The following is a 14152-nucleotide window of genomic DNA, read 5'->3' as shown; positions in this document are numbered from 1 at the left end:
TAACGTGGCAGACAAGGGCTAGGCATAGCGTTAGACGCTCTCTAAATGGGGCGAATGACACAAACTGAGCTTTCTCCCGAATCCGTCCTCTCCACCCTAGTCGAGGCCTGCACCAAAGCAGGCGCGAGCGCAGCTGATGCCTCGTTTGGGCGCTCGGATGACGTTAGCGTTGAAGTGCGTGAGGGCAAGCTCGAAGGGATTGAACGCTCTGAATCGCAAGGCGTCGCGTTGCGATGCTTTTTTGGGCAGCAACAAGCTTCTGTTTCCGGTTCAGATACCTCGCCCGAAGGTCTAGCAACCCTGGCAGAGCGCTGCGTCGCCATGGCCAAAGTCGTTCCAGAGGATCCTTATTGCGGTATCGCTCCTAAAGCGGACCTTGCGACAGATCTGCCAGCCATAGACGTGACTGGCGACGGGGAAATCGCGACAGAGGTGTTAGAACGCGATGCTCTTGCAGCAGAGGCGGCAGCGCTTGCGGTTGAAGGCGTTCAACAAGCCTCGGGTTGCGGGAATGGCTGGAGCACCAGTGAGCGTTGGGTCGCGACAAGTAACGGTTTTTTCGCCACCCGCAAAAGCGGATCAACCGGTCTTGGTTTAGCCGCTGTTGCTGAAAAAGATGGTGCGATGGAGCGAGACTATGAGAGCCGATCAGTCCGTCGTCTCGAAGATCGCCCTTCGCCTGAAGACATTGGCCGGATTGCCGGCGAGCGCGCAGTCGCACGTTTGGCGCCGCGCAAGATCAAAACCCAAACTGGGGCGGTTCTCTATGATCGCCGCGTAGCTGGTAGCCTGATCGGCGCATTTCTATCCGCGATCAGCGGCCCCAGCGTCGCCCGAGGCGTTTCGTTTTTGAAAGATCAACTGGGCGAACAAGTCTTTGGCGATGGCATTAACCTGGTCGATGATCCGTTTCGTTTGCGCGGCATGGGTACCCGCGCGCATGATGGGGAAGGGCGTGCGGTCTCTAAGGTGAATTTGATCGACAATGGGCGCCTCACGCGCTGGCTCTTAAATGGCGCCTCTGCAAAACAGCTCGAGATGTCACCGAATGGCCATGCCAGCAGTGGCTTCGGCTCGACGCCGGGTGTCGGTGTCTCAAATGCCTATATTGAAGCCGGCGCGAAAAGCCCTGCTGAGCTGATGGCGGATGTGGGGAAAGGCCTTCTTGTGAGCGATATGTTCGGCCCGTCGATCAATCCAAACACTGGTGACTATTCCGTCGGTGTCGCTGGATTTTGGTTTGAAAACGGAGAGATCCAGCACCCTGTCTCAGAGGTGACCATTGCGGGCGATTTGCCGGGTATGTTTAAGCGCCTTGTTCCTGCCTCCGATCTAGAGTTCCGCGGCACGCGCGACGCCCCATCACTTCTCATCGAGGATATGTCGATTGCAGGGGAATGATCTCGACAAAGAAGATCTAGACATCCTGAAGCGGGTTGCCCGGGAAGCCGGTGAACTCGCCCTCGACTATTTTGAGCGCTCCGACGTGCGCTTCTGGGATAAATCGAAAGACCATCCCGTCACCGAAGCAGACCTGGCCGTCAATACGTTGATCCGAGACCGACTGATGGAGGCACGCCCGGACTATGGCTGGCTGTCGGAAGAAACAGCGCTGTCCAACGAGACGCGGACCGCAAATCGCGTCTGGATTGTCGATCCAATAGACGGCACCCGCGCCTTCATGCGTCAGGAGCCTTATTGGTGCATCGGAATCGGGGTCTTGGAGCGCGGGTTGCCACGGGCAGGTGTTATTCACGCCCCCGTGTTGAAAGAGACTTATTCGACTTATTCAGGCGGCGGCGCGTTTCTGAATGGAGAGCCCATCCATGTCAGCGATTGCAGCCAAGAAAAAGGCTGCCGAATCATCACCAATGAAGGCATGTTGACCCATCCTGCTTGGCCCGTCCCGTGGCCCGAAATGGAGCTTGCCAAGCCGAAGCCTAATGCAACGCTGCTCCGCCTTTGCTGGGTGGCTTCTGGGAAGTTTGATGCGGTGGTGACACTATGGCGCAAATCTGATTGGGATTTGGCGGCAGGCGCTTTACTCGTTCAGGAAGCGGGCGGTGTCGCGACAACCCATCTCGGCGAGCCGTATCTGTTTAATCGCGGGGAACCTGCACAAAGAAGCCTGTTGGCGGCTGGAAACACCCTGCATTCCCTGTTATCAGCGCGAGTCAAAGGGGTGCGCTTGCCAGATCCGAACTGGACGGTTCGCCCATTCGATTCGACACAGACGACGGAGCGCCAAATCATGGCCGAGACATCTGAAGCTAAACAACTTCTCCACATTGTAATTGGAGGCGAACTTAAAGACGTAACCGATGTCGAGTTTGAGGATCTCTCAAAAATCGATTTTGTCGGTGCATTCCCGAGCTACAAAGCCGCATATGACGCCTGGAAAGGTGCCGCGCAGCGGACTGTAGACAACGCTGAAGTGCGCTACTTCATCCTGCACGCCCACAAGCTGCTCGACCCAGAGACGGGTGACCACCATCACGTCTAAGACGTCCGAAACGCTTAAAAAATCGGGCAGTCTGTTCAGGCTGTTTACGACGTATTTTCGTCCGCACTTGGGATGGTTTCTTGCCGGAACGTTGTTCGCGGTTCTCACAGCATTGTTCGCCAATGCCTATGCCGCTATTTTGGCCTTTGTCGGCAATGGCATTCAAGGCGCGATAGAAAACCCAGATGGCAGCACGGATTGGGTCTGGTGGGCTGCGGGCGGCATCGTCGCGCTAGCAAGCGGGCGCGCCTTGTCGCTCTATCTGATGACCATTCTGAACAATACCGGCGTACAGCGCGCCTTGGTGGATGTTCAGCAAGTGCAATATGATCACCTGATCGACGGTGATTTTGCGCGGTTAAGTGGCGATGCCTCGGGCGGGTTCGTATCGCGCTTTATCAATGACGTGAATGCCATTCGCGATGCCGGGCTGCGTTTCGCCAATAATTTCACCAAGAGCGTCGTCACCGTGGTTGGCGCATTCGGCATTATGCTCTGGCTCGACTGGCAGCTGACACTGATTCTGCTCGTGGTTTACCCGATAGCGTTTTGGCCGGTTATTGCGCTTGGAGAGCGGGTGCGCAAACGCGCGAAACGGGCGCAAAAGCAAGTCGGTGATGTAACGGCGTTGCTCTCTGAGGGTTTCCAATCGCACCGGATCATCAAAGCTTATGGGCTCGAGAGCTATCAGAAAGACCGAGCCAAGCTCGGCTTTGTTGAACGCTCACGTCTATTCTTGAAAGTTCTTACCGACAAAGCGGCGGTCGATCCGATTCTTGAAGTCACCGGCGGTGTCGCTCTAGCGGGTATCCTTGGCTTCTCCGCCTGGCGAATTGCTAGCGGTGACAGCTCGCTGGGTGCGCTGCTTGGCATCATAGGCGCTATTGGTATCGCTGCGCCCGAACTTCGCGCGCTCGGAACCCTTAACGCTGTTGCGCAGGAGGGTGGGGCGGCTGCGGATCGCGTTTTCGAAGTTGTCGACCAAGTTCCAACGGTCGCTGACAAAGATGGCGCCATGACCCTGAGCAAGGTCAAAGGCGACATCCGGTTCGAAAATGTTGCTTTCAACTATCCTGATGGCACGCCCGCACTGAAAGGGTTGTCTTTCGATATCGCTGCGGGCGAGACCGTCGCCTTTGTGGGCCCAAGTGGCGCGGGCAAGTCGACCATCTTTAACCTCATCCTGAGGCTGTACGATATCAATGACGGCACGGTTGCATTAGATGACATGGATTTGCGGGACTTGGATGCCGGTGCCTTGCGCTCGCTGTCCGCGATTGTCTCGCAGGATACCGCGTTGTTCGACGACACGGTCGGCGCCAATATTGCGCTTGGCCGGATTGGTGCGAGCGATGAAGAGATTCAGCGCGCTGCAGAAGCTGCGAACGCGCATGGCTTCATCTCAGAGTTACCAGATCAATATCGTACTGAGGTCGGCGAAATGGGGCGCAACCTGTCTGGTGGCCAAAGACAACGCGTGGCATTGGCGCGTGCCATTCTGCGTGATGCGCCCATTTTGCTGCTGGATGAAGCCACCTCAGCCCTAGACGCAGAGAGCGAGGCCAAAGTCCAAGCCGCGCTGTCAGAGTTTGCGCAAGACCGCACAACATTGATCATCGCGCACAGACTATCGACGGTCCGCGCGGCCGACCGCATCATTGTGCTCGACGATGGCAAAGCCGTCGAAAGCGGCACACATGATGAGCTTATGGCGCTGGATGGTGCTTATAAAAAGCTGGTTGAGGCTCAACTCAACTAAGTCGGCGCGCCAGCTTGCGGGCGTTCGCCGGGGACATGCTCGGCGGCTGATCTCAGGAATCGCGCGATTTTTTCAGATGTCTCAGCGCCTTGGACCGCGATTTGGCGATGCGCGATGAAGGTTGGCACGCCGGAAATACCCATTTGGCGGAAAAAGTTTTGCTCATTCCGGGTGTTCTCAACGTCGGCCTCGCCGGCGAGTAAATCAGAAACCAAATTGGCATCCAGTCCAATCTTGGCGGCGATGGTCACCAAGGTCTCATGGTCGCCAATGTCTTGGCCGTTTGAGAAGACGGCCTCGAACAAAGCCTCTTTGGCTTGCAGGCCTTTGCCTTGGCCTTGCGCCCATCTCACAACACGGTGGGCGTTAAAGCTGTTGGCGCGACGGGTGATACAGTCAAAGTGGAAGGGGATGCCTTCTTCCTCGCCATATTGGATGAGCAGATCGCGCATTTGATTGGATTTCTCGCGGCCTTGGTCGCTGCCGAAGCGCGCTTTCATATATTCCTTATAATCGGTGCCACCTGCGGGAACGGTCGGATCGAGTTCAAACGGGCGAAACAGGATTTCGACCTCGAGCTCTGGCACCAGTTCAATCGCGCCTTGTAAGCGCCGCAACCCAACCCAGCACCAAGGGCAGGCCAGGTCCGAAACCATTTCGATATGAAGTGTCATCTGGTGGATCCTTCCGCGGCGTGGGCTTTTAAGTGAGCAATGTCGACAATGGCGAGCGTTTTACGGTGCGTCGCATTGAGACGTACAGGCGGCGCAACGCCCATTTGTCGAGCTTCTTCCCAGCGTGAGGCACATAAGCACCATTGGTCGCCTGGCTTTAGGCCCGGAAAACGATATTCAGGCCGCGGAGTGATCAAATCATTTCCGCGATTGAAACTGTATTGGAGAAAGTCAGCTGTCACCATGACGCAAACGGTGTGCATGCCATGATCCATCGGGCCTGTATTGCAGCAGCCATCGCGGAAGAAACCGGTCAGCGGCTCGTGGCTACATTCCTGTAGCTCGCCGCCAAGCACATTGCGGGCTTTGATTTTGGTCTCATTCATGCGGGCGCCATCGCTTCGGGTTTATTCGAGGCAGATTTCAACACGCGCCAATAACTCTCTTGGACTTCCATACGCTCTGTCACGCCTCTGCGTTCGAGCAGCTGGTGCGCTTCGGCGAGACGATAGCAGGGCAGGTGCATGAACATATGGTGCTCGCAGTGATAGTTCACCCAATAGGGCGCTAGGAAGATCCGCTCCAACAGGGTCGCATGGGTGGTGCGGGCATGGCGCATTGGGTCATTATGGTCGGGCACGACGGCATGCTCGGCGATGTTGCGTAGGCGTGTGACCATCATGTTCCAGGTCGCCATCGGCAAAAGCCAAAGCACGAAGAAAGCCCACCAATATCCGATCACGGATAGAAAGATGAGCAGCACTGCATTGGTCAGCAAAAAGGGGACGGCGGCCTCACGCGCCGCTTGCATCCGGTTGCCGGCACTAGCGCCTGTCCGAATATTAAACCCCATCGCATTGGACAGCTGATTATAGCGTTGTTTGAAGAAGGTTTGGCCGGTCAGGTCGCGGAAAATTTTTCGCTTTAGCGAGGTGCGCGTGATGGGGAAGGGGGCCGATAGCACCAGATCTGGGTCTTCCGGTTGTTGGGCATATTTGTGATGCTGCAAATGGTAGGGGCGATAGGCTTTGAGGCTGCCGCCAATCGGCGCGCCAGATAACCAATGACCAAAAAAGCTGTTCAGAGCTCTGTTTTGCGACAGGCCGCCATGTGCTGCCTCGTGCATAAGCACGGCGAGACCGAGTTGCCGGGCGCCAATGATAGGAACAGCGACAATGATCAAAAGCGGCTGCCAGATTGCTGCCGCCATCGCTAAGCCAATAACCGCCCAGCAATGAATGACCATGCCCAGTCCGATCAGATCGGATCGACGAGACACATGCTCCCATTCCTCACGGGAGAATAGATCAAGCGGGCGGATTCGTTTTGCAGCAGCCATAGAGGGGAGTATACAGCCCTCTCCTTAGGTCAGACAAGAATAGGCTAGAGGAAAGCCGCGAGGCAAAGCCCGGCGAGCACAATCAAGCCAGCATAAATGTTTGATTTAAACACGCCGAGCGCGCGCGCTTCTCGCTCATTTGAGAGGGTTGAGACTTGCCAGACACCGTGGGCGAAGAATCCGAGCGCGAGGAGCGCACCCACACGGCCAGCACCGGCGAAATAGGCGCCCAAAAAGATCAAAGTCGTCGCTAACATATGGAACACAAACACACCGGTCAGTACTTTGTCTCCAAATAGGCGCGCGGTTGATTTGACACCAAGCATCGCATCGTCTTCGCGATCTTGCAGGGCGTAAATTGTGTCATACGCGACCGTCCAGCAGACCAAGCCGAGATAGAGAACGACTGTTGCTCCAGTGACGCTCGTGGCCGTCGCAGCGCCAACTAGCGCGCCGAAATTGAAGGTGAAGCCGAGCCAAGCTTGCGGCCACCATGTGATCCGCTTCATAAATGGATAGGCCGCCACCATCGGGATCGCCAGAAACGCCACGATTTTTGCGTCATTTGGCAGGGTCAGCCAGACCAAAAAGCCGACGCCGATCTGAGCCGCCAAGAAAATGTAAGCCTGTTGAAGTGTGACTTCGCCGGCTGGAATGGGGCGAGACGCGGTCCGAGTCACTTGGGCATCGATATCTTTGTCTTGAATGTCATTCCAGGTACAGCCAGCGCCCCGCATCGCCACTGCGCCGATGGCAAAGAGCGGGATCCATAACAGATCCATCCATTGGAACCCCGCGGGGATACGCATTTGCGCGAGCCCGATCCAGCATGGGATCAAAAGCAGCCAGATCCCCACTGGTCGATCCCATCGCGCTAAGGCGGCATAAGGCCGGCTCGTATCCGGAAGGCTCTTCAACCAATCCGGGAGCGCGCTATCCATAGGGATGGCGCGGCGCGGCTCTTGATCAGGGTCGATCGACTCGTTCATTTGGCCTGTATAGCGATTTTTATTTGCGGTGCCATGACTTAACCTGCGTCGCAGTGCGCCCTATAGAGCCTCGAATGAGCCATATCGCCCGCCTTTTCGTTCCAGAGCCGCTTATTGCGGGGCAAGAAATCAACCTTCCCCAAGACCAAAGCCGCTATCTAACCCGTGTCATGCGCCTTCAAACTGGCGCCATAGTACGCGTGTTTAACGGCCAGGATGGCGAATGGCGTTGCGTTTTGGCCGGGTCACCTAAATCTGTTGCACTGGTCCCCGAACGCCAGATGCGGTCACAGATTGAGGGGCCAGACCTCCAACTCCTCTTCGCGCCAATCAAAAAGACGCGAACAGATTTTATCGTCGAAAAGGCCACTGAATTGGGCGTGAGCGCCATCCAACCGGTCTTTACAGATTATTGCCAAACCCAACGCGTTCGAATTGATCGGTTTGAAAGCCTCGTCATTGAAGCGGCCGAACAGACTGAGCGTTTGGATGTGCCGCTGATCCATGAGGCGAGCGCGCTCATGAAAGTCCTGGCTGATTGGGACCCGGCACGGCCACTGATCTTCTGCGATGAGAGTGCAGAGGCGGCGCCATTGTCGAGTTTTTCTCATAGGATAAATGAGAAACCTGCCGGGGTCTTGATTGGCCCGGAGGGCGGATTCTCGTCGAAAGAGCGAGAAACCCTGCGCGCTCTCGAATTTGTGATCCCCATTACGCTGGGGCCACGCATCCTTCGTGCAGAAACTGCGGTTGTATCTGCACTGACACTTTGGCAATCGCAGGTTGGCGATTGGCAAAAATCTCCCTATCTGCCTGAAAGCTAAAAACTATGCGAGGAGGGCAGGGACGTGACAACGCCCACAAAAGACATTGATGAATCCGCCCCGCGCATATCGGGTAAAGCCGAGCTGGTCGAATGGTTTGAAGCTGGCGCGAAGCCGAAACAAGATTGGCGCATTGGCACTGAACACGAAAAGTTTGGCTTCACCTGGAATGACTTAAAGCCGCTGCCTTATGATGGCGCCGCATCTATCCATGCGATGCTTGCCGGCTTGCGCGATCAATTTGGTTGGACGCCTATTGAAGAGAATGGCTACCTGATTGGCCTCAAAAAAGATGGCGCCAGTGTCAGCCTAGAGCCCGGCGGCCAGTTTGAACTATCCGGAGCGCCGCTCGAGCACATTCATGAGACGTGTAATGAGGTGGGGAAACACCTCGATGAGGTCCGGCAAATCGCCGACCCGCTCGGGATTGGTTTTATTGGTCTTGGAGCGAGCCCAATCTGGTCGATGGAAGAGACCCCAATCATGCCTAAAGGCCGCTACAAGATTATGCGCGCCTATATGGAAAAGGTTGGGCGATTGGGCCGTCAGATGATGTTCCGAACCTGTACGGTGCAAAGCAATCTCGATTACGGCTCCGAAGCCGATATGGTCAAAAAGTTCCGCACCTCCTTGGCCTTGCAACCGCTTGGGACAGCTTTGTTCGCCAATTCTCCTTTCTTGGAGGGACGTCCGAACGGGTTCCTGTCTTATCGTTCACAGATCTGGACAGATACCGATCCTGACCGAACCGGCATGCTACCTTTTGTGTTTGAAGACGGGTTTGGGTTCGAGCGCTATGTTGATTATGCGCTTGATGTTCCGATGTATTTTGTCCGCCGCGGCGGCACATATATGGACGCCTCTGGTCTCAGTTTTAGAGATTTTATGGACGGCAAACTGCCTATCCTGCCAGGGGAACTGCCTGCCATCGATGATTTTGAAGACCACCTCTCCACCATTTTCCCCGAAGTGCGCCTCAAACAGTTCTTAGAGATGCGCGGCAGCGATTCAGGCCCCTGGTCTCGCCTTTGCGCCTTCTCTGCCTTCTGGACCGGTATTTTATACGATGACGCCGCGCTCGAGGCTGCATGGGAACTGGTCAAAGACTGGACTGAAGGCGACCGCGAAGCCTTGCGGCAAGCTGTTCGCACCATCGGTCTGAAAGCGCCCGTACCAGGTGGCCGCACCCTTCAAGATTTTGGCAAAGACATCTTAGACATCGCGCGTGCGGGTCTCCGTTCCCGCGCCAAATTCTCGGTCTCAGGCGACGATGAGACCGGCTTCCTCCAAGAGCTCGACCGAACCCTCAGCTCCGGCAAAACACCCGCCGAGGAATTGTTGGATGCCTATCACGGCGAATGGGCAGGTGACGCAAGTAAAGTATTCAAGGCGCTCGCTTACTAGTATAGCATAAATACAACACCCATTCTTTTTGTTAGTTGCATTCGCAATTGAGACAATGAGACGATGAGTGCCCTGAATATTACCTCCAATGCTTGAGCAGCAGCGGGAGAGAGCTCGGCCTTGTGTCGGGACCGCATGCTTTGTGTTCAAACATCGCGAGGGAAGCAATGAACAACTCAAACCTCAAAACAAAACTAGCGCAAGCAACAGCGCTCTCAATCCTATTTGGCGGGTTCACTCTGCCAGGCGCATTGGCGCAAGATGAAACGAGCGCCCCTGAAAGCGACGCACGCCAAGAGACAATCATCGTGACCGGTTCGAGAATTGCTCGGACCGATTTGTTGGCGGCTTCGCCCGTAAATACGGTGACCGCTGAGGCGTTCGACATTGCAGGTGCCACCAACCTACAAGACATCGTCAACGAGCTACCTTCGGCAGGTGTGCCGGGTCTAACAGATACAAGCTCAAACTTTACTTTGAACGGTGGTGGCGTCAATTTCGTCAACTTACGAAACCTCGGGGACGAGCGTACGCTTGTTCTAGTGAATGGCCGTCGGCACGTCGGCGGCCTTGCTGGCGATCCCACGGTTGACCTAAACATGATCCCTTCAGCGCTGATTGAACGGGTCGATATCGTCACGGGTGGTGGCTCGGCGGTCTATGGATCGGAGGCGATCGCTGGTGTTGTGAACATTATCTATAAAGACGACTTTGAGGGCGTAGAAACAAACCTTCGCTATGGTGAATCGATAGAAGGCGGCGCATCCGAAACAGATTTCAACATCCTAGCCGGATCAGATTTTGCAGACGGTAGAGGTAACGCGGTGGTTTATCTCGGCGTTTCAGATTCAGGCCAGTTGAGCGCGTCGCAAAGAGAAATTTCGGAAAGCGATGCGACAAACTCCTCTTTCGGTCCGTTTAGTTCGTTCCAAATTCCCGGTGGTGGCTTTATCACGCTAGATCGAGACACTGGTTTGTTTGACAAGGATTTCGTCAATTCTGAAGACGGCTTTGATCGAAACGCAGTTCGCTTGATTCGTGTCCCAACAGACCGCCTGCAGTTCGCGAGTAATCTCGATTATCAAGTCAATGATTACGTGAATTTCTTCGCTGAAGCGAGCTATAATCAGGTTGAGTCTTATCAACAGCTCGAACCAACCATTATGGGCCAGTTTATCTCCGTTGGCTCTGTTCCCGATGTTAACATGCCGGTCGATAACCCATTCCTGCCGGATGAGCTACGCGCAGCAATTCTAGCGGCGGATCCGGATGCAACGGAAGTCACGTTCAGGAGGCGATTCACAGAATTGGGGCCGCGCACGACTGACCAACAACGTCAAACATTCCGATATGTAGCTGGCCTTGAAGGCACAGCACCTGACGAATGGGGCGGATTTGATTGGGAAGTCTACTATCAGAATGGTCGTCAAACACAGGATCGCGTCAATGGCGGCATTGCAAACACCTTAAACGTGTATAACGCGCTACGCACCGAGCCTGATCCAGCTAATCCTGGTGAATTTCGCTGTGAAGATGAAATTTCGCGCAGCCTAGGTTGTGTTCCAGTGAACTTCTTCGGGACTGGTACGGTCGACGGTGCAGCTCTCGACTTCATCCAAACGACCGCTCAAACGACGTCTCGTGCTGTGCAAGAAGTGTTTGGGGCGACAATTACAGGCCAAGCCTTCGAGCTGCCAACGGGATCTATTGGATACGCTTTTGGGGCAGAGTATCGCAGCGAAGAATCTGACTTCGTATCGGATGGCCTCGCGGCGACAGGACTAACGACGGGTAATACATCACCGAGTGTCCGCGGCTACTATGACGTAACCGAGTATTTCGGAGAAGTATTGGTGCCGATTCTGTCGGAACAACCGTTCTTCCATGAGCTTTCATTCGAAGGCGCCTATCGCGTCGCAGATTATAGTACAATTGGGACGACAGATTCCTACAAAGCGTCGTTGCTCTGGAAGCCGGTGAACGATCTTACATTCCGAGGGGGAGTTAGTACCGCGACGCGCGCTCCGAATATCGGCGAACTTTTTGACCCAGGTTCAGAGACGTTCCGCACCTTTGAAGATCCCTGTAACTTCGGCGGTGCCGGTGGTGCATCCGCCGATGGCCTTGTGACGTACGCTGCTCAATCGTCGACGGTGCAAGCAAATTGCGCAACGTACACAGGTTCAGCGACTCTCGATCAGGGCGCTGTTAACATTCGATCGGCTGGCGGGTTTCAAGCCGGCAACCCGGACCTGACAGAAGAAACTGCTAAAACAAAAACAATTGGATTTGTATATTCTCCTTCACAAATTCCAGGTTTGAATATCACGGTCGATTACTACGATATCCTCGTTGAAGACGCGATTGATACGTTTACCGCTCAAGACACAGTTGATCAGTGTGTTCGGCAACCAAACTTCCCGGATAACCCATTCTGTGGCCTCATCCAACGCGATCCAAATACGGCACTGGTCCTTCGGATCGATGCGTTAGAAATCAACGTTTCAGAGCTGAAAGCGGAAGGGGTTGATTTTGCCGTTGATTACACCACTGAGATTGCCGGAATCGATTGGTATGGAGCGCTGATCGCGAACCATACGATGGAAGACTCAATTCTTCCATTCGCAGGAGGTGATATCGTAGACGATGCGGGCGAAGTTGGGTCACCAGAGTGGTCTTTCAATACTCAAATCGTCGCGAATTACGATAAGTGGCGTGTCGCATGGTCGTCGCGATGGATTGATCAGGTCAACATTGATAACGAAAATCCATCAGCGGGACCGGCCGATGCTGGAGGTAAAATCGACAGTTTTTGGTATCATGACATCAATGTAAACTATGAGGTCAACGAGACATTCGACGTAGCAATTGGGATCGATAATCTGTTCGATGAAATTCCGCCATTGTTAGGCCAAGGGACAAATGGCGACGTCACTGGAACGAATACCGCTTCGGATGTATATGACGTATTGGGCCGTTACGCGTATGTGAACCTGAGGGCGCGTTTCTAGTACCTTTCGAGGTAAAATCGCGAAAAAGGAGATCCAAAACCAGAGATGGCGGGCCGATTGGTCCGCCATTTTTTATCTGCGCACAGCCGGCACCTCGATCTCTAAGCCTTGCGCTCTTGTCGCGAGATAGAGTTCGACTGCTGTATAAGTCGGGTCGCCATAGGGGAGGGGCTCGGCGCGGACGCCGGTGTCGCAATCGCGTAATCTGCGTTGCAGCGATCCAAGAGCTTGCCATTCCAAACGGTAGGCCGGAAAGCCATTGCCATGGCCTTGGCTGAGTGTGTCACCGCGCAATTGTTTGCCCCAATTTTCGGTATGGCATTGTTGGCAGGACAGGTTGAACTGTCCGCGGCGGGTCAAGAAATAGTCGCGCCCTTGTTCGTAGAAATGTCGATTGTTGTCGTCCACTGTGATTTCGATCGGCATGCCCTGAGATTGTTCGGCCACATATGCCGTGACAGACAGCAATTCCTCGCTCTCATAAGGCCACGGCGCCTCACCTTGGTGCTCTGTGCGGCATTGATTGATCCGGCCTTCTAAATTGAGCAATTCGCCAGAGGTTTTATCGACTGCTGGGTAATTCGCGGCCACGCCAGATAGCCCATCGGAATGGCAAGACACACAGGATGGAGAGTCACCGGTAGTGGTTTGGAATAATTCTGCGCCCCGATCGACCCACAAATAACCTGGATTCTCAAACGGATCGCTTTGAAGGATCTGGGTTTCTGGCGTCAAAAACGCAAAGCCTGATTGAAGATCTTCCTTGGATAGTTCAACTGCGTCACCGGCGTCTTGTTCGGCAGCGCATGCGACCAACCCTACTACCAGCGCTGAGGCAATAATTCGGATCATGTGACAGAAATGGAGGCTGTATCGCTCCAGACTTCACCCTTTTGATCGGTCCAGCGAAAGGTTAGCACGCCGCTTTGCGTCGCGCGCATGTAGAACGTGGTGAGCGGATTTGCGGCGATGCCTGGTTGAAAGTCTGAGGCAAACACCAAATCGCCATTCAGATCACATTCGAACCGTGTGATAATATCCCGTTCGATGACCTCTCCTCGAGATCCGCGCCGAAATCCGCTCTCCATTGGGTGGCGGATTAGGGCTTTGATCTCGACCACTTCGCCCTTGGCGGCGGTTTCGGGAACGGCGAGACGAATACCTGTCATAATCCTCTCCTAAAGCACCACACACGCGGCAAGCGTGACCAGGGTTTCCATGCGGCCAGACCAGAGCGAGCCGTCACTCATTTCTGCGACAGCTTCGATGGCTTGCGTGCCTGACAGTCTAATCCGCGACGAGACCTGCGCCCGACCCGACAGCGGCGTTAGGTGGTGCCGAGCGAGCAAAGGCAACGGATTGCGGGGCGAGAAGATGGCGATTTGTTTGACATAGTCATCCTCGGTCATCGGGCTATCGACACTGACAGTGAGTGGCACCGAATGCCCATTCTCTGCAATTGGCGGCAGTTTTACCGTGACCCGTCCTTCTTGGGTGGCGCGATCGCCAAACAGTTCGGCGCGGGCTCTGAGGAGATCAGCTTCATCTGCGTGTGTTTTGAGAGGGAGGGATGAGATTAGGATGGCTCCCCCGCCAGCGGCGAGGAGTTGGCGGCGAGTGGCCTTGAAAGCGGGATTGTCACGCATGCT

13 protein-coding genes are annotated in these 14152 nt (G+C 54.9%); 6 read left to right on the top strand and 7 right to left on the bottom strand.

Annotated elements, in window-relative coordinates:
• Window positions 1–45 precede the first annotated feature (45 nt).
• The 3 genes from MY069_RS00735 to MY069_RS00725 are packed head-to-tail and all read left to right on the top strand — an operon-like array spanning window position 46 to window position 4262.
• Window positions 46–1401 carry a TldD/PmbA family protein gene (locus MY069_RS00735; RefSeq protein WP_482795164.1) on the top strand — a complete coding sequence of 452 codons (1356 nt, stop codon included), beginning with the start codon at window positions 46–48 and terminating at the stop codon, window positions 1399–1401.
• Window positions 1388–2503 carry an inositol monophosphatase family protein gene (locus MY069_RS00730; RefSeq protein WP_482795163.1) on the top strand — a complete coding sequence of 372 codons (1116 nt, stop codon included), beginning with the start codon at window positions 1388–1390 and terminating at the stop codon, window positions 2501–2503. Before MY069_RS00735 ends, MY069_RS00730 begins: the two co-directional genes overlap by 14 nt.
• On the top strand, window positions 2484–4262 hold the full coding sequence (locus tag MY069_RS00725) for an ABC transporter ATP-binding protein (protein ID WP_482795162.1): 1779 nt from the start codon (window positions 2484–2486) through the stop codon (window positions 4260–4262). Before MY069_RS00730 ends, MY069_RS00725 begins: the two co-directional genes overlap by 20 nt.
• Here MY069_RS00725 and MY069_RS00720 read toward each other — a convergent pair.
• The 4 genes from MY069_RS00720 to ubiA all read right to left on the bottom strand — a co-directional run bounded on the left by MY069_RS00720 (window position 4259) and on the right by ubiA (window position 7264).
• A complete protein-coding gene (locus MY069_RS00720; protein ID WP_482795161.1) occupies window positions 4259–4936 on the bottom strand; it encodes a DsbA family oxidoreductase in 678 nt (225 codons plus the stop codon). The two genes, MY069_RS00725 and MY069_RS00720, sit on opposite strands and share 4 nt — an antisense overlap.
• Window positions 4933–5322, bottom strand: coding sequence for a DUF2237 family protein (locus tag MY069_RS00715; RefSeq protein ID WP_482795160.1), 390 nt, complete (start codon window positions 5320–5322; stop codon window positions 4933–4935). The genes MY069_RS00720 and MY069_RS00715 overlap by 4 nt, the downstream gene beginning before the upstream one ends.
• Window positions 5319–6215, bottom strand: coding sequence for a fatty acid desaturase family protein (locus MY069_RS00710; RefSeq protein ID WP_482795159.1), 897 nt, complete (start codon window positions 6213–6215; stop codon window positions 5319–5321). The genes MY069_RS00715 and MY069_RS00710 overlap by 4 nt, the downstream gene beginning before the upstream one ends.
• A gap of 104 nt (window positions 6216–6319) precedes the next feature.
• Window positions 6320–7264: a 4-hydroxybenzoate octaprenyltransferase gene (ubiA, locus tag MY069_RS00705; RefSeq protein ID WP_482795158.1), complete on the bottom strand. Its 945-nt coding sequence runs from the start codon at window positions 7262–7264 to the stop codon at window positions 6320–6322.
• Between the two features lie 74 nt (window positions 7265–7338).
• Between ubiA and MY069_RS00700 the strand changes: the two genes are divergently transcribed.
• From MY069_RS00700 to MY069_RS00690, 3 genes are all read left to right on the top strand, one after another.
• The gene (locus MY069_RS00700) at window positions 7339–8088 is read left to right on the top strand and encodes a 16S rRNA (uracil(1498)-N(3))-methyltransferase (protein ID WP_482795157.1); all 750 of its coding nucleotides are present in this window, start codon (window positions 7339–7341) and stop codon (window positions 8086–8088) included.
• Between the two features lie 24 nt (window positions 8089–8112).
• Window positions 8113–9492 carry a glutamate--cysteine ligase gene (locus MY069_RS00695; RefSeq protein WP_482795156.1) on the top strand — a complete coding sequence of 460 codons (1380 nt, stop codon included), beginning with the start codon at window positions 8113–8115 and terminating at the stop codon, window positions 9490–9492.
• A gap of 167 nt (window positions 9493–9659) precedes the next feature.
• The gene (locus MY069_RS00690) at window positions 9660–12503 is read left to right on the top strand and encodes a TonB-dependent receptor domain-containing protein (protein ID WP_482795155.1); all 2844 of its coding nucleotides are present in this window, start codon (window positions 9660–9662) and stop codon (window positions 12501–12503) included.
• A 72-nt stretch (window positions 12504–12575) separates the two neighbouring features.
• On the opposite strand, the gene soxA is transcribed toward MY069_RS00690, so the two are convergent.
• Genes soxA through MY069_RS00675 form a run of 3 tightly spaced genes read right to left on the bottom strand, consistent with a single transcriptional unit; the run spans window position 12576 to window position 14149 of the window.
• Entirely contained in the window at window positions 12576–13355 is a 780-nt protein-coding gene (gene soxA / locus MY069_RS00685) for a sulfur oxidation c-type cytochrome SoxA (RefSeq protein ID WP_482795154.1), read from the bottom strand.
• Window positions 13352–13672 carry a thiosulfate oxidation carrier complex protein SoxZ gene (gene soxZ / locus MY069_RS00680; RefSeq protein WP_482795153.1) on the bottom strand — a complete coding sequence of 107 codons (321 nt, stop codon included), beginning with the start codon at window positions 13670–13672 and terminating at the stop codon, window positions 13352–13354. Before soxZ ends, soxA begins: the two co-directional genes overlap by 4 nt.
• Before the next feature lie 9 nt (window positions 13673–13681).
• Entirely contained in the window at window positions 13682–14149 is a 468-nt protein-coding gene (locus MY069_RS00675) for a thiosulfate oxidation carrier protein SoxY (RefSeq protein ID WP_482795152.1), read from the bottom strand.
• Window positions 14150–14152 lie beyond the last annotated feature (3 nt).

This window comes from Hyphomonas sp. ske169, from assembly GCF_056850855.1.
The sequence above is the reverse complement of the archived record's forward strand: the minus strand, read 5'-3'. Positions and strand labels throughout refer to the sequence as shown.

Bases quoted from the DNA above. Each gene is read 5' to 3' on its own strand.
- MY069_RS00735 (WP_482795164.1), top strand. From the start codon at position 46: ATGGGGCGAATGACACAAACTGAGCTTTCTCCCGAATCCGTCCTCTCC.
- MY069_RS00720 (WP_482795161.1), bottom strand. From the start codon at position 4,936: ATGACACTTCATATCGAAATGGTTTCGGACCTGGCCTGCCCTTGGTGC.
- MY069_RS00715 (WP_482795160.1), bottom strand. From the start codon at position 5,322: ATGAATGAGACCAAAATCAAAGCCCGCAATGTGCTTGGCGGCGAGCTA.
- ubiA (WP_482795158.1), bottom strand. From the start codon at position 7,264: ATGAACGAGTCGATCGACCCTGATCAAGAGCCGCGCCGCGCCATCCCT.
- MY069_RS00700 (WP_482795157.1), top strand. From the start codon at position 7,339: ATGAGCCATATCGCCCGCCTTTTCGTTCCAGAGCCGCTTATTGCGGGG.
- MY069_RS00690 (WP_482795155.1), top strand. From the start codon at position 9,660: ATGAACAACTCAAACCTCAAAACAAAACTAGCGCAAGCAACAGCGCTC.
- soxA (WP_482795154.1), bottom strand. From the start codon at position 13,355: ATGATCCGAATTATTGCCTCAGCGCTGGTAGTAGGGTTGGTCGCATGC.
- soxZ (WP_482795153.1), bottom strand. From the start codon at position 13,672: ATGACAGGTATTCGTCTCGCCGTTCCCGAAACCGCCGCCAAGGGCGAA.
- MY069_RS00675 (WP_482795152.1), bottom strand. From the start codon at position 14,149: ATGCGTGACAATCCCGCTTTCAAGGCCACTCGCCGCCAACTCCTCGCC.